Genomic DNA, 26,131 nt, shown 5'->3' on the forward strand with positions numbered 1-26,131 from the left:
CCACCCCGCCACACCGGATTGACGCTATGCCCGATTGGATCTGCAAGCCGCACCAGGAACTGACCGTGACCGAGATCTACGCGATCCTGCAGTTGCGCACGGAAGTCTTTGTCATTGAACAGAATTGCATCTTCCAGGACATGGACGGCAAGGATCTGATCGGGCAGACCTCGCACCTGATGGCCTGGCAGGACGGCAAGCTCGCGGCCTATTGCCGCATCCTGGATCCGTCGCTGAAGGACGGCCAGATCGAGATCGGACGCGTCATCACCGCCCCCTGGACCCGCGGCCAGGGCCTGGGCCACGAACTGATCCGCCATGCGATGCAGGAAGTACGCCTGCGCTGGCCCGGCCGCGCCATGTATCTGGGCGCCCAGGCCCGCTTGCGCAACTACTACGGCGGCCACGGCTTTGTGCAGGTCACCGAGGAATACATCGAGGACGGCATCCCGCATGTGGGAATGCGGCTCGACGAAACGGCATAAAAAAACGCCCCGGAGGGGCGTTTTTCGTGGGTGCGGCGCAAGGATTACTTGACCGCCGACACGTCCAGCTTGGCCTGGGTCTTGGACTTGATCTCGTCCACCGTCACGCCCGGCGCCGTTTCCAGCAGCTTGAGGCCGTTTTCGGTGACTTCCATCACGCCCAGGTCGGTGATGATCAGGTCGACCACGCCCACGCCCGTCAGCGGCAGGTTGCATTCGGACAGCAGCTTGATGTCCTCGGTGCCGTCCTTCTTCTTGGCCACGTGCTCCATCAGGACCACGACGCGGCCAACGCCCGCCACCAGGTCCATGGCGCCGCCCATGCCCTTGACCATCTTGCCCGGGATCATCCAGTTGGCCAGGTCGCCCTTTTCGGACACCTGCATGGCGCCAAGAATGGCCAGGTTGATCTTGCCGCCGCGGATCATCGCGAACGAATCCGCCGACGAGAAGATCGAGGAGCCGGGCAAGGTCGTGACCGTCTGCTTGCCTGCGTTGATGAGGTCGGCGTCGACTTCATCGTCGGTGGGGAACGGGCCGATGCCCAGCAGGCCGTTCTCGGATTGCAGCCACACTTCCATGCCCTTGGGCACGTGGTTGGCCACCAGGGTCGGCAGGCCGATGCCCAGGTTCACATAAAAGCCGTCTTGCAGCTCGCGCGCGGCGCGTGCCGCCATTTCATCGCGTGACCATGCCATGTCTGTTCTCCTTAGGCCGGGCGAGTGGTGCGTTGTTCGATGCGCTTTTCGGGCGTGGCGTTCAGCACGATCCGATGCACATAGATGCCGGGCAGATGGATCTGATCGGGATCCAGGCTGCCGGTATCAACGATTTCCTCGACTTCGACCACCGTGAACTTGCCCGCCATGGCGACGTTCGGATTGAAGTTGCGGGCGGTCTTGCGGAACACCAGGTTGCCGCTGCGGTCGGCGATGTGCGCCTTGACCAGCGACACGTCCGGCACCAGCGAACGCTCCATCACGTATTGTTGGCCGTCGAACTCGCGGATTTCCTTGCCGTCGGCCACGATGGTGCCCACGCCGGTGCGGGTGAAGAAGGCCGGGATGCCGGCGCCGCCGGCGCGCAGCTTCTCGGCCAGCGTGCCCTGGGGCGTGAACTCCAGCTCGAGTTCGCCCGACAAATACTGGCGCTCGAATTCCTTGTTTTCGCCCACGTAGGACGCAATCATCTTGCGGACCTGGCGCGTATTGAGCAGCTGGCCCAGGCCGAAGCCGTCGACGCCCGCGTTATTGCTGATGCAAGTGAGGTCCTTCACGCCCGAATCGCGCAGCGCGGCGATCAGTGCCTCGGGAATGCCGCAAAGGCCGAAACCGCCCACGGCAATCATCTGGCCGTCCTTGACGATGCCTGCCAGCGCCTCCTGGGCGCTTGCAAAAACCTTGTCCATCGCTCCAACTCCTAGTTAAGGTCGAACTTGAAGAGGGCGCGGCTGCCGGCGCCGGCCCAGCAACACCGTACGGAGTCCTGTGCGGCTGGCGCCTAGGGTGGCGCGCCCTTATTGCTTTTTTGATTTTGCGCTGATTTTACCGGCATGGCCGGCCAACGCACGCGCTATTTTGGCCGGCGCCGATTCAAGCCCCGGGCTTGAACATGGCGCCCAGTTTGACCAGCACCTCATGCGGCCACGGGGCGGACGCATTGGCCACATAGTCCATCCAGACTAGCACGTTGCGCGCGCGGGCATAAGGACCGCCTTCGTCGCCCGCCCTCTCCAGCAGCAATTCGAATTCCGCGCTGGAGCGGCCTATGCGCATGAGCTTGTGCGTCACGAGCACATTGGCCGGATAGGTCAACGGCCGCAGGAAATCGCAGGACGCATGCGCCAGGATGAGTCCCTGATCAGCGGGCAGCGCGAAACCCGCGCCATAGAGTATCTGTATCCGGGCCTCTTCCATGAGGCGGAAATACATCGCATTGTTCAGATGGTTCAGAGCGTCCGAGTCGCCCCACCGCAAAGGCAGTTCGACTTGATGGATATCTCCCACGGCCAGGATCCGCGCTGAGGTTTTGTCCGCGTTCACCAATTGCTCCTGATGGCTAAAAGAAATACGAAGGCAACCATGGCCTCCGCCTGCAATACAATCGCCGATAATACTTCCAGCCATATATGGAATACATACGGGGAGCTTTGCAATGTCTGAACGCGAGTCGATGGAATATGACGTGGTCGTGGTTGGCGGTGGACCCGCCGGCCTGGCCACTGCTATCCGTCTTAAGCAGTTGGCCGCTGAGAAGAATCAGGAAATCGGCGTCTGCGTACTTGAAAAGGGCGCGGAACTGGGTGCGCACATCCTGTCCGGCGCCGTCATGGACCCGCTGGCGCTGACCGAGCTCATCCCCGACTGGAAGGAAAAAGGCGCGCCGCTGAACGTGCCCGTCACGCATGACAAGTTCATGTTCCTGTCCGAAACCGGCGCGCGCACCACGCCCAACTGGCTGCTGCCGCCCTGTTTCCACAACGAAGGCAACTACATCGTCCGCCTGGGCGACGTGGTGAAGTGGATGGGCGAGCAGGCCGAGGCGCTGGGCGTGGACATCTTCCCGGGCTTCGCGGCCGTGGAAGTGCTGTACGACGAGAACGGCGCCGTCCGCGGCGTGGCCACCGGCGACATGGGCGTGGCCCGCGACGGCTCGCACACCGACCACTACCAGCCCGGCATGGAACTGCACGCCCGCTACACCGTGTTCGCCGAAGGCGCGCGCGGCCAGCTGGGCCGCCAGCTGATCGACCGCTACAAGCTGGACGACGGCCGCAATCCTCAGTCCTACGGCATCGGCATCAAGGAAATGTGGGAAGTCGATCCGGCCCAATCCAAGCCCGGCCTGGTGATCCACACCGCCGGCTGGCCGCTGGACGCCGACACCTACGGCGGTTCCTTCCTTTATCACCTGGACAACAATCTGGTGGCGGTGGGCATGATCGTTGGCCTCGACTACGCCAACCCCTGGCTGTCGCCGTTCGACGAATTCCAGCGCTACAAGACGCACCCCGCCATCCGCGGCACCTTCGAAGGCGGCAAGCGCATCGCCTACGGCGCGCGCGCCATCACCGCGGGCGGCCTGCTGGCCCTGCCCAAGCTGACCTTCCCGGGCGGCGTGCTGGTCGGCTGCGAGGCCGGCTTCCTCAATGCCTCGCGCATCAAGGGCAGCCACGCCGCCATCAAGTCCGGCAAGCTGGCCGCCGAAGCCGCGTTCGACGCGCTGCTCGCCGACCGCCGCCAGGACGAGCTGGCCGCCTACCCCGCGGCCTTCGAGGCTTCCTGGCTGCATGCGGAGCTGAACAAGGCGCGCAACTTCAAGCAGTGGTTCAAGAAGGGCCGCACCGTCGCCACCGTGATGACCGGCGTCGAACAGCTGCTGCTCAAGGGCAAGATGCCCTGGACCCTGCGCCACAACAAGCCCGACCATGCCTGTCTGCAGCCCGCATCGCAATGCGCGCGCATCGACTACCCCAAGCCCGACGGCAAGCTCACCTTCGACAAGCTCAGCTCGGTGTTCATCTCGAACACCAACCATGACGAGAACGAGCCCATCCACCTGACGCTCAAGGATCCCTCCATACCGGTGCAGGTCAACCTGGCCAAGTACGGCGGCCCGGAATCGCGCTACTGCCCGGCGGGCGTGTACGAATTCGTCAAGGACGACCACGGCGAGGACCGCCTGCAGATCAACGCGCAGAACTGCGTGCACTGCAAGACCTGCGACATCAAGGACCCGACCCAGAACATCGTCTGGGTGGCCCCGCAAGGCGGCGAAGGGCCCGTCTACAGCGGCATGTAAAGCTACCGGACGCCCGCGCCCGGCAACCACAGGCGCCCCGCGGGGCGCCTTTTTTTTCGACAGGCAGGACTATCCATGACTGAACGCGTACTCCTCATCGGCTGCGGCGACCTGGGTCAGCGCGCGGCCCGGCGCTTCCTCGCGCGCGGCGACGAAGTCTACGCGCTGCGCCGCAATCCGCCGGCCGGAACGGCGGACGGCATCCGCTGGCTGCGGGGCGACATTTCCCGCGCCGACGGACTGCCCGCCCTGCCCGATGGCGTCACCCGGCTCATCCACCTGCCCGCGCCCGGCGCGCGCGAAGCCGCCGCCTATCGCGCGGTATTCGTCGATGGCCTGCAACACGTGCTGGACGCGCTGGACGCCACGCAGCTCAAGCGCATCGTGTTCGTCTCATCCAGCGCGGTCTACGGCGAACACGAGGGCGGCTGGGTCGACGAAGACACGCCGCCCGCGCCGCTGGGCAGCAATGGCCGCATCCTGCTCGAAGCCGAAGCCGCGTTGGCGGCCCGCGGCCTGCCCTCGACCGCCTTGCGGCTGGCAGGGCTGTATGGGCCCGGACGCCTGCAACTGATCGAACGCCTGCGCCAAGGCGCGGCAGGCGCGCCGGCCTCTCCCCAACACTGGGCCAACCGCATCCACATCGACGACGCGGCTGCGGCCGTGGTCCACCTGGCGCTGCTGCCCCACGCCGCGCCCGTCTACATAGGCTGCGACGATACGCCGCTGCCCTTGCACGAGCTCTACGCCGACCTCGCCAGGCTGATCGGCGCCCCTGCGCCGCGCGAGGCGGCGGCGCCGGCCAACGTCGGCAGCAAGAAGCTGAGCAACGCCCGCCTGCGCGCCAGCGGCTTCGCCCTGCAATGGCCGGACTCGCGGCTCGGCTATGCCGCGCTGCTGGCAGCGGCAGGCAACCCGGCCGCGCCGCAGGCATAGTTCGCCGCGCATCGAATCGTGACCGTCGAGGCTGGCGGATACTGGCGGCCGTATCCATTACCGGCCATCGCCATGCATCCTGCCCATCCCCTGCAGGCGGTCACTCACCCCGACCCCTACCCGTACTACGCCGCGCTGGCGCGCGAGCGGCCGCTGTATCGCGAGGCGGCGCTGGACCTGTGGGTGGCCAGCCATCCGGACACGATAGCGGCCATCATGCAACATCCGGCCGCGCGCGTGCGTCCGGCGGCGGAGCCCGTGCCCAAGGCACTGTGCCCAGGCCCGGCGGGCGAACTCTTTGGCCGCTTCGTGCGCATGAACGACAGCGCAACGCACACGCAGGTGAAGACCCTGCTGAGCGCCTACCTCCGCGAACAGACGGCGCAGGCCTGTATGCCCATGTGGCCGGATCCGGGCCCGCTGGACGCCGCGGCCGTCGACCGTTACCTGAGCGCCGCGCCGGTGCATGCGCAAGCCGCGTTCCTGGGCCTGCCGCCAGGCCTGTACGCGGATTGCGCCGCCGATATCGCGGCGTTCCTGTCCGCGCTGCCCGCCGCCGCAGCGGCGGATCGCATCGAAGCGGGGCACGCCGCCGCGCAGCGTCTGCAGGCACGCCTGGAGTCGCATCTGCAGGCCCGAGACGCCGCGCCCGCCTTGCGCCGGCTGCGCGACGACGGCGCGCGGGCGGGAATAGCGCCGGCGCTGCTGGCCGCCAATCTGGCCGGCCTGCTGTTCCAATCCTGCGAGGCCGGCGCAGGCCTGCTGGGCAACGCCATCATCCTGGCCGGACGGCGCGGCCTGCGCGCGGACCTCACGGACGATGCGGCGCTGGCGCTGATGGATGACGTGGAACGCAGCGACCCGCCGCTGCACAACACGCGGCGCTTTCTCGCCGCCGGCATCGACGTCGGCGGTCTATACATCGAAGCCGGCCAGACCGTGCTGCTGGTGCTGGCCGCGGCCGCCACGGTGCAACCCGAGGCGCACTGGACTTTCGGCGCGTTCGGGCACGCCTGCCCCGGCCGCCTGCCGGCCCGCCAGCATGCGGCGGGCGCGCTCACGCGCCTGCTGCGCGCAGGCCTGGATGCCGCCGCGCTGGCGGCCCGTTTCCGTTACCGGCCGCTGCCCAACGCGCGCGTGCCGCAGTTTGATTTTTCCGAGGAGCAAGCGCCATGATCGCAGTGATATTCGAAGTCGAACCCGCCCACGGCGACCCCAATCCCTATCTGCACATCGCCGCCGGCCTCATCGACGAACTGAAGGCCGTGGACGGCTTCATCTCGGTCGAACGATTCCAGAGCCTGTCCGAGCCGGGCAAGCTGCTGTCGCTCTCGTTCTGGCGCGATGAAGCGGCGGTCCAGCGCTGGCGCACGCTGGAGTCGCACCGCCGGGCCCAGGAAGCCGGGCGCGGCGGCGTCTTCGCCAATTACCGCCTGCGCGTCGCGCAGGTGCTGCGCGACTATGGCATGAACCAGCGCGACGCGGCACCCGCCGACAGCCGCGAGCGGCACGGCTGAGGCCTGTGCCTCAGGCCCCGGCCGCGGCTGCCGCCAGCGCCACCCGATGGGTGGCGCCGGATTCGAACACCGCCGTCATCGCGGGCAGGCCCGACGCGGATGAGGGATCGAAGTAATCGGCCTCGTCGCGCCCCGGGCCCGCCGGCAGGTCGCGCACTTCCACGCGAAAGCCCTCGGTCCGGTTGCCACGCAGTTCCGGCACTGCCTGCAACAGGCGGCGCGTGTAGGGATGCGTGGGCCGGTCGAACACTTCATCGCGCGTGCCTTCTTCGACGATATGGCCGCGCAGCATCACCACCACGCGGTCGGCGATCTGCTCGACCACGCCCAGGTCATGCGAAATCAGCAGGCAGGCAAAGCCATGCGAGCGCTGCAGCGACATCAGGGTCTCCAGCACCTGCTTCTGCACGGTGACGTCCAGCGCCGACACCGGCTCGTCCGCGATGATGACCTCGGGCCGCAGCACCAGCGCCCGCGCGATGGCCACGCGCTGGCGCTGGCCGCCGGAGAGCTCGTGCGCATAGCGCTCCGCGTAGCCCTCGCCCAGGCCCACGTCCCGCAGCGCCTCGGCCACGCGCTTGCGGCGGATTTCCGCCGTCATGCCAACTTCCAGCCGCAGGCCTTCCCCCACCAGGTCGCCGATGGTCATGCGCGGGTCCAGCGATGAATAGGGATCCTGGAACACCATCTGCACCCGCCGGCGCGCCGCCTGCCAAGACTGGCCCGAACCGCCCGCGGGCAAGGCCTGGCCATCCAGTTCAATCCGCCCCTGCGCCTGCGGCACCAGCCCCAGGATGGACATCATGACCGTGGTCTTGCCGCTGCCCGACTCGCCGACGATGGCCAACGTTTCCCCCGGCGCCACCGCGAACGTCGCGCGGTGCACGGCGCGCACCGCGCGTTTGCGGAACCAGCCCTCGCGGACCGAGTAGTCGATGGCCAATCCGTCCACCTGCAGAATGGGCGGCCCTTCGACGGCGGGACGGGCCGGACCGCGCTTGGGCAGCGCGTCCAGCAGGCTGAGCGTGTATGGATCCGCCGGCCGCGACAGGACCTCGGCCACTGGCCCGGTCTCGACCGCAAGACCGCGGCACATCACCAGCACGCGCTGCGTGTATGCCGCCACCAGGGCCAGGTTGTGGCTGATGAAGATCAGCGCAGTGCCCTGCTCGCGCGTCAGTTCGCACATCAGGTCCAACACTTCCTTCTGCACCACGCAGTCCAGCGCGGTGGTGGGTTCGTCCGCGATCAGGAGGCGCGGCTTGAGCAGCATCACGCCGGCCAGCAGAATGCGTTGGCGCATCCCGCCGGAGAATTCATGCGGGTAGCGCTTCATGCAATCCCGCGCGTCGCGTACGCGCACCCGTTCCAGCATCCGGACCGCCTCGTCCCAGGCCTCGCGGCGCGCCATGCCACGGCGCAGCACCAGCGCCTCGATCAGTTGTTCGCCCACGCGGAATGCCGGGTTGAGCGACACCATCGGCTCCTGGAACACCATGCCGATGCCGGTGCCGCGCATCGCCAGCCAATCGCGCGGCGCCTGCCGCAGCAAGTCCTGGCCTTCGAACAGCGCCTGTCCGCCCGTGATGCGCGCCGAGTCGGGCAACAGGCCCAACAGGGTCTTGCCGATCAGCGTCTTGCCGCTGCCGGATTCACCGACGATGGACAGCGATTCGCCGGCGTGCAGATCGAACGACACCCGGTTCACCACAGGCGCGGCGTCGCGCTTGCCGGGAAAGCGGATCTCCAGGTCGCGCACCGACAGCAGGGGTTCTGCAGCGCTCATGCCATCACCCCCCGCATGCGCGGATCCAGCAGGTCGCGCACCGCGTCGCCCAGCAGATTGATGCCCAGCAGGCTCAACGAAATCATGGCGCCCGGAAATACCGCCAGCCAGATGGCCTGGTCCATGGCGTTGCGGCTCTCGGACAGCATGCCGCCCCAGGTGGCCAGCGGCGGCGGCACGCCCAGGCCGAGAAAGCTCAGCGCGCTTTCCGCCAGCAGGGCGGAACCGAAGATCGAGGTCGCGAAGATGAGCAGCGGCGGCAGGCAGTTGGGCAGCACGTGGCGGAACACGGTCCACAGGCCGCCATGCCCGGTGGCGCGCGAGGCGATGACGAAATCGCGCTGGCGCAGGGACAGCGCCGCGCCGCGCGCAATGCGCGACACCGACGGCGAATACGCCAAGCCCAGCGCCAGCACCACGCCCCATTTGGACGGTCCCAGCACAGTCATGATGCCCAGCGCGAGCAAGAGGCCGGGAAACGCCATCAGCGACTCCACCAGCACGGTGATGCCGCGATCGACCCAGCCGCCCGCATAGCCGGCCGTGACGCCTATCGTCGTGCCCAGGAGCAGCGCCAGCAGCACGGAAAACACGCTGACCGCCACGCTGACCCCGGCGCCCGCCATCAGCCGCGACAGCACGTCGCGGCCGAACTCGTCGGTGCCCAGCCAGTACTCCGCCGACGGCGGCGCAAAGCGCGCCAGCAGATCGCCTTCCAGCGGATCGTGCGGCGTGTACACCAGCCCGACCAGGGCCAGCAGCACGACGCCCCCGACCAGCGCGCCGCCCAGGACGGCATTGGTATGTTTAAAGCCCATGATGATCCTATTGAAGCTTCACGCGCGGGTCGAACAGCGGATACAGCAGATCCACCACCAGGTTGACCGCCACGTACAAAAGCGCGATGAACAGCAGGCAGCCCTGCACCACGGGGTAGTCCCGCGCATAGATGCTTTCCACCAGCAGCCGGCCGATGCCCGGCAGCGTGAACACGGTCTCGATCACCGCCGCGCCCGACAACAGATGGCCCAACATCAGGCCGATCACCGTCAAGGTGGGGCCGAACGAGTTGGGCAGCACATGGCGCAGCATGACGCGCTTTTCCGGCAGGCCCTTGGCGCGCGCATGCGCCACGTATTCCAGCCGCAGCGTCTCGATGGTGCTGGCGCGCATCATGCGCGTGATGGCCGCGATTTCCGTCAGCACGATGGCGCAGACCGGCAGCACCAGGTAGCGCGCCGCGCCCAATCCGCCCTGGGCGATGGATTCGAAGCCGTACACCGGCAGCCAGTTCAGCTTCACCCCGAACAGCCAGATCAGCAGGATGCCTACCCAGAAGCTGGGCATGGACACGAACAGGATCGAGGTCGACACGATGGCGGTGTCGGCGCGGCGGTTCTGGCGCCACGCGGCCACCATGCCGGCGGGCACCGCCACCAGGCAGGCCAGCAGCGTGGCGGTCAGCACCACCTGGGCCGTCACCGCGAAATGCGTCAGCACCAGGTGCATCACGGGTTCGCGCCGCGCGATGGACATGCCCAGGTCGCCCTGCAGCGCGTTGCCCACCCAGATCAGGAACTGCTCGCCAACGGGACGGTCCAGCCCCAGCGCGTGGCGCATTTCGGCCAGCAGCGCCGGGTTGTCGATATCGCCCAGCATCAGCGAGGCCGGATCCCCGGGGATCGCGCGTATCAGCGCGAACACGAGCACCGTGACGACGATCACGGTGGGCACCGACGCCGCGATGCGCTTGAGTAGATAGCCCAGCACGGCGCCTCAGTTCTTGGTCACGTTGAAGAAACGCGGCTTGCGCAGCGGCCAGCCGGTAAAGCCCTCCAGCTTGCTGGAGACGACCACATAGCCGGGCTTGTTGTAGTACATCAGCAGCGGCGCGTCGCGCAGCATCAGCGCATGCAGCTTATCGAAGGCCTGCTTGCGCACGGCGGGATCGGACTCGGCTTCTATGCCTTCCAGGATGGCCGCGGCCTCCGGACTTTCCCACTGGGCCATGGGCGTCTTGGACTTGTCGCCGATCACGTCGCGGAACATCAGCGCGGGCTCGGTGCGCGCCGAATAGGCGAATGCCATCAGCTCGAACTTGCCTTCGCGGAAGTTGGTCACCTGGGTGCCCCATTCCAGCATGTCCAGCTCGGCCTTGATGCCGGCCTTGCCCAACAGCTGCTGCGTCACCACCGCGACGCGGTACAGATAGGGATAGCGCTTGTTGGCCTGCAGCTTCAGGGGTTCGCCGCGATAGCCGGCGGCGTCCAGCAGGCGCTTGACCTCCTTCAGGTTCTTTTCGTAGCCGGCGCGGTCGGTTTCGGAGTAATAAACGCTGGCCGCGGGCACCAGGGACGGGTTATAGACCGCGTGGCCGTTGTTCAAAGCCTTGGCAATGCCGGGGAAATCCAGCGCCAGCGCGATGGCGCGGCGCATGTTCACGTCCGACAGCAGCGGCGCGCGCGTCTGCATCAGCAGGTTGACCGTGTCCAGACCCTGCTCGGTGACGATGTTCCAGCGCGGGTCCTTGGCCGGCAGATTGTCCTCGTCCGCGTTGTAGGCGTCGACCTGGCCCGCCATGAGCGCCGCCTTCTGCGCGGCCGCATCCGGAATCACCACAAAGCGCACGTTGGCCTGTGCCGTTTTCTTGCCGGCCATGCCGCTGGGCGCTTCCTCGCGCGGCTTGTAGCCGGCGTACGGCGTCAGCAGCAGGTATTGTTCCTTTTTCCATTCCGCCAGCACGTAGGGCCCGGTGCCGATGGGCTTGGCCCACTTGCCCTCGGCGTCGACGCTCTTGGCGCTCAGCACCGGCATCGGGCACTGCACGCTGGCCATCTGGTCCAGGAACAGCGCGTAGGGCTGCTCCAGCCTGAACACCACGGTAGCGGGATCGGGCGTCTCCACCGCCACGACCTTGGCGCCCTTGCTGCCGTCATAGAGGTTCTTGCAGGAATACTCGGACTGGGCGCCGTTGAGGTAGTCGTAGGTCCATTTGACGTCGGCCGAGGTCATGGGCGTGCCGTCATGGAAGGTGACGCCCTGGCGCAGCTTGAAGGTATAGGCGCGCTTGTCGTCGGACAGCGTCCAGCTGTCGGCCAGCATGGGGGCCACGCTCATGTCGGCGCGCAGCGCCACCAGGGACTCCACCACGTGCGCCAGCACGTTGTCGGTGGAAGTGTTGCGGGACCGCCCGCCGGGCAGCGTGGTCGGCGTGCCCGAACCTTCGGCGTAGCGGATTTCGGGCGCGGCGGCCTGCGCCCGCACGGCGGCTGGCAGGCCGGCCGCGGCGGCGGCCAGCGCGGCGGATAACAGCAGCGCGTTCTTGGCGTGCGTAGCATGCGAATTCATAGGGATCACTCCAGGCGCGGCGCTCGCCGCATATGGGTCTGGGGGCCGGCTCAGAAGAGCCGGTACTCCGCGAAGTTGCGTCCTTCGTAGGGCTTGCGCGCGATCCACATCACGCCGCTGGCCGGCTCCATCAAGGTGGTGGCCACCGTGGCCGAGATGCTGTCGAAGCTGGCCGGCTTGGGCGAACGCAGCACGCCGTCGGGCGCGGCGAAGTCGTCGGCCAGGATGCGCTTGACCGTGTCCCAGTCGATGCCGCCGGCGGCGCGCGCCAGCATGTCCTGCACGCGGCGCTGGCGGTAGATCGAATCCGGATTGGCAGCCAGGCCTTTGTCGAACAGCTTGGCGCGCGCGGGCGGGCTGATCCAGTGGTTGGCGTGCACCAGCAGGCCGTCTTCGGGCGTAATCCAGAAGATTTCGTCGGGCGAGCATTCCAGATCGACCGCCTCGCCCTGCGCCTGCGCCAGCATCAGGTTGTTGGAGCAGAAGCGCCGCGAGGCCCACAGCACCTTCATGGCGTTGCAGATATTGGAGGCTTCCAGCATCTTGCGCCGCACCAGCACCAGCGGCACCTCGGCCGGGCGCTGATAGTCGTGCTCGCAGGACAGGAAGTTGCCGGACAGGGAAACGCCCGCGCTGTTGAAGCCGTGGCGCGCCAGGCTGCCCGCCTCGGTGAACACCAGCAGGTCGGGACCGTCTTCGCGGCGCATGCGCAGCACGATGCCGGTGTCCACGCATTCCTCGCGCCAGTCCCAGTTATGGGCATGCATGAGCTTGCCGCCGGCGGCGGCCTCGGGCAGCACGACCAGGCCGGTGCAGCCATCGTCCAGCCCCTTGCGGGCGCGGCCCAGCTCGGCATGGCCGAACATCATTTCGGTGCGGCAGTTGATGACCACCACGTCCTCCAGCGCCTGACCCGATCCGTCGGCGATGCCGCGCAGCTCTTCCAGGTAGGCCGCGTCATAGTCGCCCACCACCGGCACCATGGCGGCGGCCAGTTCCTTCAAGCGGTCCGCCGCGACGCCGCGCCGCTCCAGCTGCCCGCGGTAGAGGGCCACGCTGCGCGCCACGCGCTCGGGGACGGCGGCGCCATGCTGGCGGCCCCGCTCGTATGGGCTGCCCTGTACATCGACCAGGGGGAAGGGAGTGGGCAAAGTCACGGCTCAAGGCTCCGGAGCAAGATTCAAGACGGACAAATTTTGTACTAATATACGAAAAAGTTCAATACAAGGGTTTCCCCGGAGCCATCACCGCGAACGCCGCGCGCGTAGCTCTCCGGTACCATTCCGACTCTGCCGCCCTTCGCGCCCATCCCCCATGTCCAACGCCGCTCCCGCCCGCCCCACTCCGCTGCAAGTCGACCTGGCGCGCCATATCGCGGAAGACATCGTGGCCCGGCGCCATGCGCCCGGCGACCACCTCTCGGAGGAAACGCTGGCGGCGAGCTACGAGGTCTCGCGCACGCCCGTGCGCGGCGCGCTCAAGCTGCTGGCCGCGCAGGGCCTCATCACGCACCGCCCCAATAGCGGCTACACGGTGGCGGCGCACGCGGCGGCCGCGCCTCCCGCCATCGAGGGCGCAGGCCCCACCCAGGACGAGCTGTACCGGCGCCTGATCGATGACCGCGCCTCGCGCGAACTGCCGGAAACCTTTACCGAGCGCGACCTGCAGCAGCGCTATCCGGCGCCGCGCAGCGTGCTGGCCAAGACCCTGCTGCAGCTTTCCGCGGACGGCCTGATCGAAAAGCGCAAGGGCCATGGCTGGCAGTTCGCGCCGTCGCTGGAAAACCGCGACGCGCTCAACGAGAGCTACCGTTTCCGCATGACCGTCGAATGCGCCGGCCTGCTGGAGCCCACCTTCCGCCTGGACCGGGAAGCGCTGGCGCGCATGCGCGCCGCGCATGAAGCGCTGGCGGCGCGCAGCGACGCCGACATCTCGGCCACCGAGTTCTTCAATCTCAACGCCTCGTTCCACGAGATGCTGGCCCGCTTCTCGGGCAACCGCTACATCCTGCAGGCGGTGCAGCAGCAGAACCAGTTGCGCCGGCTGGAAGAGCACGCCGCGTTCTACCGCGACGCGCGCTTCGTCAACTCCAGCAGCGAACACCTGCAGATCATCGACGCGCTCGAGGCCGGCGACCAGGAATGGGCTTCGCAGCTCATGCGGCGCCACTTGAAGACCTCGCTGCAAGTGTCTTAACCGCCCCTCTCCATCTTCATTCGTCCGCCAGCCCGCCGTAGCGGGTCTCCGGCACGCGTGACGCTCGCGCTGCGGATTGCCTTCGGGTCTTCTTGTATTGTATTTATCAATTGATTAATACAAAATAGAAACCCCGAATCTCCACATGCCGGAAGCCCCATGTCATCGTCAGCGCCTAATCCCACCCCCGCCATCAACGCCGAAGCCTATTGGATGCCCTTCACCGCGAACCGCCGCTACAAGCGCGCGCCCGTGCTGTTCAGCGCCGCCGAGGGCATGCACTACATCCGGCCGGACGGACGCCGCGTGCTGGACGGCATTGCGGGCCTGTGGTGCGTGAACGCCGGACACCGCCGCCCGGAAATCGTCGAGGCCATCGCCCGCACCGCCCATGAGCTGGATTACGCGCCGTCGTTCCAGATGAGCCACCCACTGGCCTTCGAGCTGGCCGAGTCCTTGCGCCAGGAAGCGCCCGCCGGGTTCTCCAATGTGTTCTTCTCGAATTCCGGATCCGAAGCGGTGGATACCGCGCTGAAGATCGCGCTGGGCTATCACCGCGCGCGCGGACAGGGCCAGCGGGTGCGCCTGATCGGACGCGAACGCTCGTACCACGGGGTGGGGTTCGGCGGCCTGTCGGTGTCGGGCATCGCCGGCCACCGCAAGCCGTTCGGCAATCTGCTGCCCTACGTGGACCATCTGCCGCACACCTATGACCGCAGCCAGATGGCCTACACGCGCGGCCAGCCGGACTGGGGCGCCCACCTGGCCGATACGCTGGAGCGCATCGTCGCGCTGCACGACGCCTCCACCATCGCGGCCGTCATCGTGGAACCCGTGGCGGGTTCGACCGGGGTGCTGGTGCCGCCCAAGGGCTATCTGCAGAAACTGCGGCAGATCTGCGATGCGCACGGCATTCTGTTGATCTTCGACGAAGTGATCTGCGCCTTCGGCCGCATCGACGGCGCGTTCGCCTCATCGCACTTCGGCGTCACGCCGGACATCATCACCAGCGCCAAGGGGCTGACCAACGGCGCCATCCCCATGGGCGCCACGCTGGTGCAGCAGCATGTCTACGATGCCTTCATGCAGGGACCGGACAGCGCCATCGAGCTGTCGCACGGCTACACCTATTCCGGCCATCCGGTGGCCTGCGCCGCCGGCCTGGCGACCCTGGACATCTGCCGCCGCGAAGGCCTGTTCCAGCGCAGCCGCGAGCTCTGGCGCTACTGGGAGGACGCCGCCCACAGCCTGAAGGGATTGCCGCACGTGGTGGACATCCGCAACATCGGCCTCCTGGCCGCCATCGAACTCGAACCGCTGGAAGGCAAGCCCGGCCAGCGCGCGTACGCCGTGCACCAGGCCTGCCTGGAACGCGGCTGCCTGATCCGTTCGGCGGGCGACACCATGCTGCTGTCGCCCCCGCTCATCATCGAGCGCGCGCAGATCGACGAATTGTTCTCGGTCTTGTCGGACGTGCTGCGCGCGGACGCCTGAGCGCCCGCCCTGCTTATGCCAGGTGCCGGGCCACCGCCTGGACCACCTGCCGCACGTCCGCGGCGGACACGTCCAGGTGCGTGACCAGGCGGGTCGGGCCGCCATACACGGCCCGCATCTGAATGCCGTCGGCAGCCAGCTTGGCGGTGAGTTCCTCGCAGCGCGCGGGCTCGAATTCCGCGAACACCATGTTGGTGTCCTGGCTCAATACCTTTACGCCCGGAATGGCGCGCAGCCCCTCCGCCAGCAGTCGGGCGTTCTCGTGGTCTTGCGCCAGGCGTTCCACGTTGTGCTCCAGCGCATACAGGCAAGCCGCGGCCAGCACGCCAGCCTGGCGCAAACCGCCGCCCAGCACCTTGCGCCAGCGGCGGGCGCGGGCGATGAGTTCGACGCTGCCTACCAGCACCGACCCCACGGGAGCGCCCAGGCCCTTGGAAAAACAAATGGACACCGTATCGAAAGGCGCGCACAGGTCCGCCACCGGCTTGCCGCTGGCAACCGCCGCATTGAACACGCGGGCGCCGTCCAGATGCGTCGCCAGGCCATGCTGGCGCGCCCAGGCTGTCGCGGCCTGCACGTAGCTGGCCGGAATCAGCTTTCCGTGGAAAGTGTTCTCCAGCGCCAGCAGCCGGGTACGGGCGAAATGCGCATCGCCCTCGGGCTTGAGCGCCGCGGCCAACTTGTCCAGCGGCAAGGTGCCATCGGCCGCATGTTCTATGGGCTGCGGCTGGATGCTGCCCAGCACGGCCGCCCCGCCCCCTTCATACTTGTAGGTGTGCGCGAGCTGGCCCACCAGGTACTCGTCGCCCCGCTCGCAATGGGCCATCAGCGCCCCCAGGTTGCTTTGCGTGCCGGACGGGAAGAACAGGCCGGCCGCCTTGCCCGTGCGCTCGGCAACCGCCTCCTGCAGGCGGATCACGGTCGGGTCATCGCCCATCACGTCATCGCCCAGGGGCGCGGATACCATGGCCTGCAGCATGGCTGCGGATGGCCGGGTGACGGTGTCGCTACGCAGATCGATCATGGAATGTCCCAGGATAGGAAAAGGAATTCAAAAAGCGTTTATTCGGCGCGCGCCGCCGGCGCCGCGCGGCTCACGACCCAGATGCCGGCCAGGATCAGCACCATGCCGCCCAGCTCCGCCGCGGTAGGCTGCTCGGACAGCAGCGCCCAGGCGAACAGCATCGCCACGACCGGCACGCCCAGGCTGGACAGGCCCGCGATAGACGCTGGCACCAAACGCACCACCAGCAGCCAAAGCAGCCAGCCCGCGGCCGTCGCGATCAGCACGATGTAGGTCATGCCGGCCCATAGCTGCCAGCCCCACTGGGCGGGCATCTGCGGCACAAGAAAAGCGACCGGCGTCATGACCAGGCCGCCCAGCAGCATCTGCCAGGCCGTGAAAGTCATCACATCGGGCGCATGGCGTTCGAACATGCGCTTGGACAGCACGGTACCCACGCCCCAGCACAGGCCGCTGCCCAACCCCAGCAGCACGGGACGGATATCGCCCAGGCCGTTCCAGGGTTCGACGAAGCACACCAGGCCAATGGCGGCCAGCCCGATACCCAGTCCATGGCGCGCGGTGGGGCGGTCGCCCAGCAGCCACCATGCGAACAGGATCACCCAGAACGGCATCGTGTACGCCATGAGCGAGACCTTGCCCACACCGCCCGACACCAGCGCGGTCTGCACAAAGCCCTGGAATCCGGCCGTCTGCGTCAGGCCGATCAACAAGGTCAGCTTCCAGGGCGGCATCGCCAGCGGCCGCCGCAGCGCGATGACCAGCGCGAACAGCACCAGGCCGCCCGAGACGTAGCGCAGCGCCACGAAGTCGAAGGGGCCGATGTAGGGAACGATCAGTTTCATCGCGATCCAGCTGCCCGCCCAGACCAGGATGGTGCTGAACATCAGGGCTAGCCCTGCACGATCGAAACTGCTGCGGCTCACTGGCACGGCTCCGTAGGGGAAATTCTGGACGCGAAAAAGCAAATACGCCCGTACCGGCGGTTCCGATACGGGCGTATGACATTATGCGCCTGCCTTGCCGCCTCCGGCGGCCGCAGGCGGGCCGTTCCCGTCCATCAAGTGGACGGGAACGATCACAGGGACTTGGCCAACTGGTCCAGGATGGCCGGGTTCTCCAGCGTGGAAACGTCCTGCGTGATTTCCTCGCCCTTGGCGACCACGCGCAACAGGCGGCGCATGATCTTGCCCGAGCGCGTCTTGGGCAGGTTGTCGCCGAAGCGGATGTCCTTGGGCTTGGCGATGGGGCCGATCTCCTTGGCCACCCAGTCGCGCAGCACCTTGGCGATGGCTTGCGCCTCGTCGCCTTCCGGACGCGAACGCTTGAGCACCACGAAGGCCACCACGGCTTCGCCCGTCGTGTCGTCCGGGCGGCCCACCACGGCGGCTTCCGCCACCAGCTCGTGCGCCACCAGCGCGGATTCGACTTCCATCGTGCCCAGGCGGTGGCCGGACACGTTCAGCACGTCGTCGATGCGGCCCATGATCCAGAAATAGCCGTCCGCATCGCGCTGCGCGCCGTCGCCGGCCAGGTAGTAGCCGCGCAGTTCCGAGGGGAAGTAGCTCTTCTTGAAACGTTCCGGGTCGCCCCAGATGTTGCGGATCATGGCGGGCCACGGACGCTTGATGACCAGGAAGCCGCCATTGCCCTGCTCCACATCGCCACCCGTCTCGTCGACGATGGCCGCGGCGATGCCCGGCAGCGGCAAGGTGCAGGAACCCGGCTTGGTCGGCGTGGCGCCCGGCAGCGGCGTGATCATGTGGCCGCCGGTCTCGGTCTGCCACCAGGTGTCCACGATGGGGCAGCGCTCGCGGCCGATGTTCTTGTGATACCACATCCAGGCTTCGGGATTGATGGGTTCGCCCACCGTGCCGATGATGCGCAGGCTGTCCAGGTCGTAGTTCTGCGGATGCGCTTCGGGCGCGGCCTCGGCGGCCTTGATCAGCGAGCGGATCGCGGTGGGCGCGGTGTAGAACGTGGTGACCTTGTGGCGCGCAATCATGTCCCAGAAGCGGCCGGCGTTGGGATAGGTCGGCACGCCTTCGAACACCACCTGCGTCAGGCCCGCCGCCAGCGGGCCGTAAGTGATGTAGGTGTGGCCGGTAACCCAACCCACGTCGGCCGTGCACCAGTACACGTCGTCCTTGCGGGCGTCGAAGGTCCACTTCACGGTCAAAAGCGCCCACAGCAGATAGCCTGCCGAGGAATGCTGCACGCCCTTGGGCTTGCCGGTGGAGCCGGAGGTATAGAGGATGAAGAGCGGATGCTCGGCGTTGACCGGCACGGGCTCGCAGGTGTCGGGCTGGCCGGCCTCGACGTCATGCATCCAGAGGTCGCGGCCTTCGTTCCATTGCACCTTGCCGCCGGTGCGGCGGTACACGATGACCTTGGTCACGGCCTCGCAGCCGCCCATGGTGAAGGCTTCCTCGACCGCGGGCTTGAGCGGTATGGTCTTGCCGCCGCGCACCTGCTCGTCGGCGGTGATGACCAGCGACGCGCCCACGTCCATGATGCGCTCCTGCAGGCTCTTGGCCGAGAAGCCGCCGAACACCACCGAGTGCGTCACGCCCAGGCGCGCGCAGGCCTGCATGGCCACCACGGCTTCGATCGACATGGGCATGTAGATGATGGCGCGGTCGCCCTTCTTGTAGCCCAGCGCCTTCATGCCATTGGCGAAGCGGCAGACGCGCGCCAGCAATTCGCGGTAGCTGACCTTGTTGACCTTGCCGTCGTCGCTTTCAAAGATGATGGCGGTCTTGTCGGCGTTGCCGTTGGTCAGGTGCACGTCCAGACAGTTGGCCGACACGTTCAGTTCGCCATCGCCGAACCAGCGGTAGAACGGCGCGTCCGATTCGTCCAGGACCTGCGTGAACGGCTTGGTCCATTGCAGGTTGTCGCGCGCCTGCCCGGCCCAGAATCCGTCGAAATCGTTCTCGACCTGCGCGCACAGCGCGTTGTAGGCCTCCATGCTGGGAATCGCGGCGCCTTCCGCAGCGCGCTCGGGCGGCGGGAACACCCGGGTTTCCACCAGTACGGACTCAATAGCGTTCGACATGATCTTTGTCTCCAATCGGTAATTCTGTTTGTTTGTGCCGCTTGTTCATTACCCAACCGCAACCGTATCGCCACGCTCTTACGGGCACCTTACGCAAAATGCGGGCCGGAGCCCGCGGCGCAAGGCCGGCGCGGGGTAATCAAGGCGTGCCGCCGCGCTCTCGACGCGGCGGCACCGGACAGTCCATAAGGATAGCAGCCTGCGCGACCCGCACGCCTCAGGCGGCGCGCCGTTCCAGCCCCCGCTTCACGTCCACGCGCGACAAAAGGATGAGGCCGCCCACGAAGAACAGGCCGGTGACCAGGATCGCCAGCCGGTGGTTGCCGTGCGTGGCCCAGGTCACCAGGCCGTAGGTCAGCGGACCGATCACCGCGGCCAACTGCACCGCGAAGGTCCACAGCGAATAGAACTCGGCCAGCCGGCCGGCGGGAGCCAAGGCGCCGGTCATGGCGCGGCCGGCGCTCTGCGTGGTGCCCATGCACAACCCGGCCAAGGTGGCGGCGACCCAGAACACGGGCGCGGTCACGGCGGCGTAGGCCACCAGCACCATCAGGATCCAGCCGCACAGCGTCAGGGCCAGCGCCGGCTTGTGGCCAATGCGGTCCTGCACGTAGCCGAACGAAAACGCGCCGGCCGCCGCGCCGATGTTCACGGTGAACACCAGCAGCATGATCTGCGGCGTGGTAAAGCCCATGACCTCCGAGGCATAGACCGCCGCCAGCGTGATTACCACCGAAATCCCCGCCTGGTAGCAGGCGATGCACATGAGCAGGCGGCGGAACTCCGGAAAGTGCTGGCCGGTTTCGCGCCAGGCATAGGCCAGGCGCTTGAGCATGTGCAGCGCGTCCTGCTTGCCAGCCTGCGGTTTCGCGCGTTCGCGCAGCAGGAAGAAGGATGGCAGCGCCGCCAGCGCGAACACCGCGCAGGTGACCACGATCACCCACGGCACGAAATGCTCGGCGGTTTCACCGCGCCCCTCGGCCAGCGTCACGACCACCAGCGACAGGCCCAGCGTGAGCATGCCGCCGCAATAGCCGAAGCTCCAGCCCCAGCCCGAAACCCGCCCCAGCGCGGAGGGCCGCGCGAGTTCCGGCAGGAAGGCCGCGACCACGGACTCGCCGACGCAATAGCAGTAGTTGGAAACGACGATGGCGGCCAGCGCCAGCCAGACGTCCCCAGGCCCAGCCTGCGTCAGCACCAGCGTGGCGGCCACGCAGCCCACCGTGCTCGTAAAGAGCAAGCGACGCTTGCTGGCGCGCGCATCGGCGCGGGCGCCCAGCGTGGGCATGGTCAGCATGATGAGCAGGTAGGACAGCGACAGCGCCGCGGTCCAGGCCAGCGTGGCCCACGGGGCGCGCCCGCCGACCACACCGACGAAATAAGTGCTGAACACCGCCGTGAGGATCACGGTGGTGTAGCCAGAATTGGCGAAGTCGTACATGGCCCAGGCCCAGACCTCGCGTTTGGCCACACCGGGATTCAGGGGGCCGTCGCCCCCTGGCCCGGCGTTCTGCGCGGACGCGCCGGCCGGCGCATCCGACGGCTCGCCGTGGCTCATAGGCCCAGGGCGGCGATGCCAGCTTGAGCGATCAGCACGTCTTCGCTCGACTTCACGCCCGACACGCCGACCGCGCCGACCACGTGGCCATCGGCCACGACCGGCACGCCGCCTTCCAGCAGGCCGTCGATCAAGGGGGCCGACAGGAACGAGTAGCGGCCGTTGTTGATCATTTCCTCGTAGACGCGCGATTCGCGGCGGCCGAGCGCCGCGGTCTTGGCCTTGGCCGGCGCGATGTGCGCCGAAATCGGAGCCGCGCCGTCCAGGCGCAGCATGCCCAGCAGATGGCCGCCATCATCGACCACGGAGATCGTGACGGCCCACTTGTTCTGCAGGGCGTGTGCTTCGGCCGCAGCCAAAATCTTCTTGACGTCTTCGGCGCTCAGCACGGGCTTGGTATTCATTGCAGCGACTCCTTTATTTGTTCCAGGGCGGTGGGATCTTCTATGGTGGTCAGATCGCCGGGATCGCGTCCTTCGCATACCGCGACGATCGCGCGGCGCAGGACCTTGCCGGAACGGGTCTTGGGCAATGCGCCCACGAACCGGATCCTGGCGGGCCTCGCCACCGCTCCCAGCTGCTCTTCCACCAGCCGCATGATATCGCCTTCCAGGCGCTTTGCCCCTTCTTCAGTCTCGGCCCCGGCGGGATTCTTGAGCACGGCGAACGCCATCGCGACCTGGCCCTTGAGCGAGTCCGCCACGCCCACCACCGCGCACTCGGCAATCGCGTTGTGGCTGTTGACGGATTCCTCGATCTCGCGCGTACCCAGCCGGTGGCCCGCCACGTTGATCACATCGTCCGTGCGGCCCAGGATGAACCAGTAGCCGTCGGCGTCCACCAGCCCCCAATCGAAGGTCGAATACACCTGGCGGCCGGGAATGGACGTGAAGTAGGTCTGCACGAAACGCTCGTCGTCGCCCCAGATGGTGGACATGGCGCCCGGCGGCAGCGGCGGCACGATGGCCACCACGCCTTTCTGGTCGGGGCCCAGGTCCTCGCCGGTGGACTCGCTGACGATGCGCGCGTCAAAACCGTACACCGGGAACGACGGGCTGCCGAAGCGCGTCGGGACTTTTTCCACGCCAGGCTGGGCCGACAGGATCGGCCAGCCCGATTCCGTCTGCCAGTAATTGTCGATGATGGGCTTGCCCAGGCCCCCTGAAATCCATTGCGCGGTCGGCTCGTCCAGCGGTTCGCCCGCCAGGTAGACCGCGCGCAACGAGGACAGGTCGTGGCGCTTGAGCAGCTCCGGATCCTGGCGCTTGAGCACGCGCACCGCCGTCGGCGCCGAGAACAGGGTGTTCACGCCGAACTGCTCCACCAGCTTCCACAGGATGGCGCCGTCCGGACGCACCGGCGTGCCTTCATACAGCACCGTCGCCTGCCCGCCGATCAGGGGGCCGTAGATGATGTAGGAGTGGCCGACCACCCAGCCGATGTCGCTGGTGCAGAAGAAGGTATCGCCAGCGCGGCCGTCGAACAGGTATTCCATGGACGAGGCCAGCGCCACGGCGTAGCCGCCGGTATCGCGCTGCACGCCCTTGGGCTTGCCGGTGGTGCCGGAGGTATAGAGGATGTAGCTGGGCTCCGAGGACTCCAGCCATTCCACAGGCACCCGCGCGCCCAGATGCCGCTGGCGCAGGGTCGCGTAATCCAGGTCGCGTCCTGCGACGGGTTCGAACGGCGCCAGGCCGCGGTCGAACACCACCACCGAGGCCGGCGGCGTCTTGGCCAGCGCCAGTGCGCGGTCCAGCAGGGGCTTGTAGGGCACGACCTTGCCGCCGCGCGAACCGCCGTCGGTGCAGACCACCACCTTGGGCGCCGCGTCGTCAATGCGCTGGGCCAGGTTGACCGAGGCGAAGCCGCCAAACACCACCGAGTGCACCGCGCCGATCCGCGCGCACGCCAGCATGGTGAACACGGCTTCCGGCACCATGGGCATGTACAGCAGCACCCGGTCGCCGCGCCCCACCCCCAGCTCCTTGAGCATGGCCGCGGCGGCGTTGACCTCTTCGTACATTTCCTGGCGCGTGTAGACACGCTCCCGGTCGACCTCGGTGGACACCCAGATCAGGGCCGGCGCGTCGGCCTGGGTCGGCAGCCAGCGGTCGACGGCGTTGTAACAGAGATTGGTGCGCCCGCCCGTGAACCACTTGGCGAACGGCGGCCGGGAGAAGTCCAGCACGGACTCGAAAGGCGTCTCCCAGTGGATGCGGCCGGCCTCTTCCCGCCAGAAAGCGTCGCGGTCGTGTATCGAGCGGTAATGGAAATCCCGGGTTTTTTGCATTTATGTCTCCTGTTATCTTTCTTAGGCCTTAAGGCTGATTGATTTCTTCTCTGATCCTTCGGCCATTCTGGTAGGCAAACCTTGCACGAGGCTTGCCGCAAGTCAAAATGTTCTACCAAATGTCCACGCTGCATGGACATTAACGCCGGTTTCGTAACGAACTGGTCTTAAAAGTTTGGTAGAATCCCCGCGAAGTTGTAGAACAATGTTGATTTTGCTGACATCTCGGCCACATTCACGGCGAATTCCGTGTTTTTTGCCGTTATCTGCAAATCACCCCCAGGCGCATGCATCGACACTCCAACCACGCGAGACTGAATCCTTCCTCCGGCCAAGCAACTCGCGGTCTGCGCTTGCTGGCGTTGGTTGCATGCGTGGTGGGTCTGGCAGGTTGTGCCGCTACAAATCAAAAGTCAACCGCCCATACGTCCGAGATTGACCCCTACGAGACGGAATGGGTCGCCACCTCCGATGATCCCATCGGCGTACTGGTAAGCCAGAAATTCAAGCGCGAACGCCAGAAGACCCACTCGGGCGTCAATAGCGACAACGCCCTGGTCAGCGAAGCCCTGAACCATCTTGGCATCCGCTACCGCTTCGGCGGCAACTCCCCCGACACCGGATTCGACTGCAGCGGCTTGGTCACGTACACCGCCGAACGCTCGCTGGGCCTGAAGCTGCCCCGCAACGCCGCCGAAATGGCGCAGCAAGGCGTCTCGATCGCCAAGAACGAACTGAAGGCTGGCGACCTGGTCTTCTTCAATACGCTGGGCCGCCGCTACTCGCACGTGGGCATCTACCTGGGCGACGACCGCTTCGTGCACTCGCCCAGCGCCGGCGGCGTGGTCCGCGTGGAAAACATGACCATGGCCTACTGGTCCAAGCGCTACAACGGCGCGCGCCGCCTGGACAACAGCCTGATGGCTTCCGCCCGCGCCTCCAACTGATACGCTCCCAGGATAGCCGCCAGGCTCTCCCCGCCACAAGCAAAACGCCGCCGGACTTTCCAGTCCGGCGGCGTTTTTTTACATCTCTTCGCGGCGTTTTGGGCCGCAGGCCGTTCCGGCCTCCCCAGTTTTTGTTAGGCGGCGGCAGACCGTGTTTTCAATGCACCGAGCCTGCCCGCTGGCACAGGCCGCATTGCTGCAGGGCCTGCTGCATGCTGCACACCGAACGCCGACAAGCGACGACCCGGATACCGCCACGTTGCGCGGCGTTGCGGAAGGTTTTCATGACGTTATGGCCCAGGAAGTCGGTCAGCAGGATGACCAGCTGGGTGCCCGAGGGCAGTTGCAACGTCTTCTTTTGATGCGAGGGATCACGCCCGCTGATGTGGTGCGTGATCGAAATGTTGTGCCCTTTGAGCAGATCCGGAATGTTGCCGAGGCGGTCGGCGCCCACTACCACTGCACTTAATCCTGCCGTCATGATGAACCTCACTGGGTCGTTGAGACTGGATGTAATGATAATGATTCCTATTTTTTAGTCAACTCAAATGAGATCCGTTCTTATTTAATTATTTTTATGAGCATATGGAAGGGGATAGGGCGGACCGTGTCGCGGCAAGAAAAAGGCGCGCCGCCCAACGGCGTCGCGCCTCTGATCCCCGAGGACACGGCCTGCTACTTGGGCGTCCCCTGCACCGCTTCCGTCACCACCGCGCGGGTCAGCGAAGGCGCCAGCATCTCCAGGAAGGTGTAGACGTAGTCGCGCAGAAACACCCCTGCCTTCACGCCCACGCGGGTCGTATGCGTGCCGAACAGATGGCCCACCGGCAGGCCCACCAGATTGCTGTCGCGGCGCGGATCGTAGGCCACGCCAGCGATGATGCCGATGCCCAGGCCCACGTCGACATAGGTCTTGATGACATCGGCATCGATGGCTTCCAGCACGATGTCGGGATGGATGCCCTGGTTGGCGAAGATCTCATCGATGGTGCTGCGGCCGGTGAAGGCGCGGTCATAGGTCACGATGGGATATTCGGCCAGTTGCGCCAGCGACAGGCGCTTGGCGGCGCTGGAGGTCAGTTCGGCCAGGGGATGATCCGGGCGCACCACCACGGTGTGTTCCCAGGCATAGACCGGCAAGGTCGCGAGGCCCGGCGTCAAGGCCAGTGATTCCGTCGCCAGTGCCAGGTCGGCCTGTTCGTGCAGGACCATCTCGGCCAGTTGCGCGGGGCTGCCTTCGGCCAGCGACAGGTGCACCTTGGGGAATTGCTTGCGGAATGCGGGAATCACGCGGGGCAGCAGATAGCGCGCCTGGGTGTGGGTGCAAGCGATGACCAGGCCGCCCTCGTCGCGGCGCGCGAACTCGTCGCTGACCTTCTTCAGGTTGTCCACTTCGCGCATGATGCGGTCGATGACCTGCGACACCGCCAGGCCGGGCTTGGTCAGCCCCTTGATGCGCTTGCCGTGCCGTTCGAAGATCTTGATGCCCAGTTCGTCCTCGAACTCGATGATCGCCTTGGAAACGCCGGGCTGCGAGGTGTAGAGCATCCGGGCGGCTTCGGTCAGATTGAAGTCGCGCCGGATGGTTTCGCGGACAAAACGAAATTGCTGCAGGTTCATGAATTGGCCCCTGTTAGACGGGCCAATTATAAGTAATAAGGGCGCCTTGTTATATAACTTATTTATATAAG

General features: G+C 66.6%; 24 protein-coding genes. 8 read left to right on the forward strand and 16 right to left on the reverse strand.

What is annotated here, in order from left to right:
• Positions 1-26 precede the first annotated feature (26 nt).
• Entirely contained in the window at positions 27-485 is a 459-nt protein-coding gene (locus tag IAG39_RS23615; protein WP_059374706.1) for a GNAT family N-acetyltransferase, read from the forward strand.
• 44 nt (positions 486-529) lie between these two features.
• On the opposite strand, the gene IAG39_RS23620 is transcribed toward IAG39_RS23615, so the two are convergent.
• From IAG39_RS23620 to IAG39_RS23630, 3 genes are all read right to left on the reverse strand, one after another.
• Positions 530-1,183 carry a CoA transferase subunit B gene (locus IAG39_RS23620; protein WP_054450695.1) on the reverse strand — a complete coding sequence of 218 codons (654 nt, stop codon included), beginning with the start codon at positions 1,181-1,183 and terminating at the stop codon, positions 530-532.
• A gap of 11 nt (positions 1,184-1,194) precedes the next feature.
• Positions 1,195-1,893 carry a CoA transferase subunit A gene (locus IAG39_RS23625; RefSeq protein WP_025137174.1) on the reverse strand — a complete coding sequence of 233 codons (699 nt, stop codon included), beginning with the start codon at positions 1,891-1,893 and terminating at the stop codon, positions 1,195-1,197.
• 184 nt (positions 1,894-2,077) lie between these two features.
• Positions 2,078-2,527 carry an acyl-CoA thioesterase gene (locus IAG39_RS23630; protein WP_059374708.1) on the reverse strand — a complete coding sequence of 150 codons (450 nt, stop codon included), beginning with the start codon at positions 2,525-2,527 and terminating at the stop codon, positions 2,078-2,080.
• A 112-nt stretch (positions 2,528-2,639) separates the two neighbouring features.
• On the opposite strand from IAG39_RS23630, the gene IAG39_RS23635 reads away from it, so the two are divergent.
• The 4 genes from IAG39_RS23635 (at position 2,640) to IAG39_RS23650 (ending at position 6,739) form a co-directional block, all read left to right on the forward strand.
• Entirely contained in the window at positions 2,640-4,286 is a 1,647-nt protein-coding gene (locus IAG39_RS23635) for an electron transfer flavoprotein-ubiquinone oxidoreductase (RefSeq protein ID WP_165867786.1), read from the forward strand.
• A gap of 75 nt (positions 4,287-4,361) precedes the next feature.
• Positions 4,362-5,222 carry an NAD-dependent epimerase/dehydratase family protein gene (locus IAG39_RS23640; RefSeq protein WP_118931824.1) on the forward strand — a complete coding sequence of 287 codons (861 nt, stop codon included), beginning with the start codon at positions 4,362-4,364 and terminating at the stop codon, positions 5,220-5,222.
• A gap of 72 nt (positions 5,223-5,294) precedes the next feature.
• Positions 5,295-6,398, forward strand: a complete 1,104-nt coding sequence (locus IAG39_RS23645; RefSeq protein WP_118931825.1) for a cytochrome — start codon at positions 5,295-5,297, stop codon at positions 6,396-6,398.
• Positions 6,395-6,739, forward strand: a complete 345-nt coding sequence (locus tag IAG39_RS23650; RefSeq protein WP_059374714.1) for an antibiotic biosynthesis monooxygenase family protein — start codon at positions 6,395-6,397, stop codon at positions 6,737-6,739. The genes IAG39_RS23645 and IAG39_RS23650 overlap by 4 nt, the downstream gene beginning before the upstream one ends.
• Before the next feature lie 10 nt (positions 6,740-6,749).
• Here IAG39_RS23650 and IAG39_RS23655 read toward each other — a convergent pair whose 3' ends face one another.
• Genes IAG39_RS23655 through IAG39_RS23675 form a run of 5 tightly spaced genes read right to left on the reverse strand, consistent with a single transcriptional unit; the run spans position 6,750 to position 13,030 of the window.
• Positions 6,750-8,525: an ABC transporter ATP-binding protein gene (locus IAG39_RS23655; protein ID WP_118931826.1), complete on the reverse strand. Its 1,776-nt coding sequence runs from the start codon at positions 8,523-8,525 to the stop codon at positions 6,750-6,752.
• Positions 8,522-9,343, reverse strand: coding sequence for an ABC transporter permease (locus IAG39_RS23660; RefSeq protein WP_059374719.1), 822 nt, complete (start codon positions 9,341-9,343; stop codon positions 8,522-8,524). The genes IAG39_RS23655 and IAG39_RS23660 overlap by 4 nt, the downstream gene beginning before the upstream one ends.
• Positions 9,344-9,350: 7 nt before the next feature.
• Positions 9,351-10,295, reverse strand: a complete 945-nt coding sequence (locus tag IAG39_RS23665; protein WP_013392266.1) for an ABC transporter permease — start codon at positions 10,293-10,295, stop codon at positions 9,351-9,353.
• 6 nt (positions 10,296-10,301) lie between these two features.
• Positions 10,302-11,873 (reverse strand): ABC transporter substrate-binding protein, encoded by a 1,572-nt coding sequence (locus tag IAG39_RS23670; protein WP_118931827.1) that lies wholly within the window; start codon positions 11,871-11,873, stop codon positions 10,302-10,304.
• Between the two features lie 50 nt (positions 11,874-11,923).
• Positions 11,924-13,030, reverse strand: coding sequence for a C45 family autoproteolytic acyltransferase/hydolase (locus IAG39_RS23675; RefSeq protein ID WP_059374723.1), 1,107 nt, complete (start codon positions 13,028-13,030; stop codon positions 11,924-11,926).
• 157 nt (positions 13,031-13,187) lie between these two features.
• Between IAG39_RS23675 and IAG39_RS23680 the strand changes: the two genes are divergently transcribed.
• Complete coding sequence (locus tag IAG39_RS23680; RefSeq protein WP_118931828.1) at positions 13,188-14,069, forward strand: GntR family transcriptional regulator; 882 nt, start codon at positions 13,188-13,190, stop codon at positions 14,067-14,069.
• 159 nt (positions 14,070-14,228) lie between these two features.
• Positions 14,229-15,563: an aspartate aminotransferase family protein gene (locus tag IAG39_RS23685; protein WP_059374726.1), complete on the forward strand. Its 1,335-nt coding sequence runs from the start codon at positions 14,229-14,231 to the stop codon at positions 15,561-15,563.
• Positions 15,564-15,576: 13 nt separating this feature from the next.
• Here the strand turns inward: IAG39_RS23685 and ltaE are convergent, their stop codons facing one another.
• The 6 genes from ltaE to IAG39_RS23715 form a co-directional block, all read right to left on the reverse strand.
• Complete coding sequence (ltaE, locus tag IAG39_RS23690; RefSeq protein WP_118931829.1) at positions 15,577-16,587, reverse strand: low-specificity L-threonine aldolase; 1,011 nt, start codon at positions 16,585-16,587, stop codon at positions 15,577-15,579.
• A 38-nt stretch (positions 16,588-16,625) separates the two neighbouring features.
• Positions 16,626-17,513 (reverse strand): DMT family transporter, encoded by an 888-nt coding sequence (locus IAG39_RS23695; protein ID WP_118931830.1) that lies wholly within the window; start codon positions 17,511-17,513, stop codon positions 16,626-16,628.
• A gap of 152 nt (positions 17,514-17,665) precedes the next feature.
• Positions 17,666-19,645: an acetate--CoA ligase gene (gene acs / locus IAG39_RS23700; RefSeq protein WP_059374732.1), complete on the reverse strand. Its 1,980-nt coding sequence runs from the start codon at positions 19,643-19,645 to the stop codon at positions 17,666-17,668.
• Positions 19,646-19,862: 217 nt separating this feature from the next.
• Positions 19,863-21,203: an MFS transporter gene (locus IAG39_RS23705; RefSeq protein ID WP_118931831.1), complete on the reverse strand. Its 1,341-nt coding sequence runs from the start codon at positions 21,201-21,203 to the stop codon at positions 19,863-19,865.
• Positions 21,200-21,607, reverse strand: a complete 408-nt coding sequence (locus IAG39_RS23710; protein ID WP_042792413.1) for a GlcG/HbpS family heme-binding protein — start codon at positions 21,605-21,607, stop codon at positions 21,200-21,202. The genes IAG39_RS23705 and IAG39_RS23710 overlap by 4 nt, the downstream gene beginning before the upstream one ends.
• Positions 21,604-23,493 carry a propionate--CoA ligase gene (locus tag IAG39_RS23715; RefSeq protein WP_059374737.1) on the reverse strand — a complete coding sequence of 630 codons (1,890 nt, stop codon included), beginning with the start codon at positions 23,491-23,493 and terminating at the stop codon, positions 21,604-21,606. The genes IAG39_RS23710 and IAG39_RS23715 overlap by 4 nt, the downstream gene beginning before the upstream one ends.
• 287 nt (positions 23,494-23,780) lie before the next feature.
• On the opposite strand from IAG39_RS23715, the gene IAG39_RS23720 reads away from it, so the two are divergent.
• Positions 23,781-24,440 carry a C40 family peptidase gene (locus IAG39_RS23720; protein WP_059374739.1) on the forward strand — a complete coding sequence of 220 codons (660 nt, stop codon included), beginning with the start codon at positions 23,781-23,783 and terminating at the stop codon, positions 24,438-24,440.
• 157 nt (positions 24,441-24,597) lie between these two features.
• On the opposite strand, the gene IAG39_RS23725 is transcribed toward IAG39_RS23720, so the two are convergent.
• A complete protein-coding gene (locus IAG39_RS23725) occupies positions 24,598-24,921 on the reverse strand; it encodes a DUF2325 domain-containing protein (protein ID WP_054451313.1) in 324 nt (107 codons plus the stop codon).
• Between the two features lie 194 nt (positions 24,922-25,115).
• Positions 25,116-26,060: a CysB family HTH-type transcriptional regulator gene (locus tag IAG39_RS23730; RefSeq protein WP_054450660.1), complete on the reverse strand. Its 945-nt coding sequence runs from the start codon at positions 26,058-26,060 to the stop codon at positions 25,116-25,118.
• Between the last annotated feature and the right edge of the window lie 71 nt (positions 26,061-26,131).

It is taken from the genome of Achromobacter xylosoxidans (assembly GCF_014490035.1).
Lineage (GTDB): Bacteria > Pseudomonadota > Gammaproteobacteria > Burkholderiales > Burkholderiaceae_B > Achromobacter > Achromobacter bronchisepticus_A.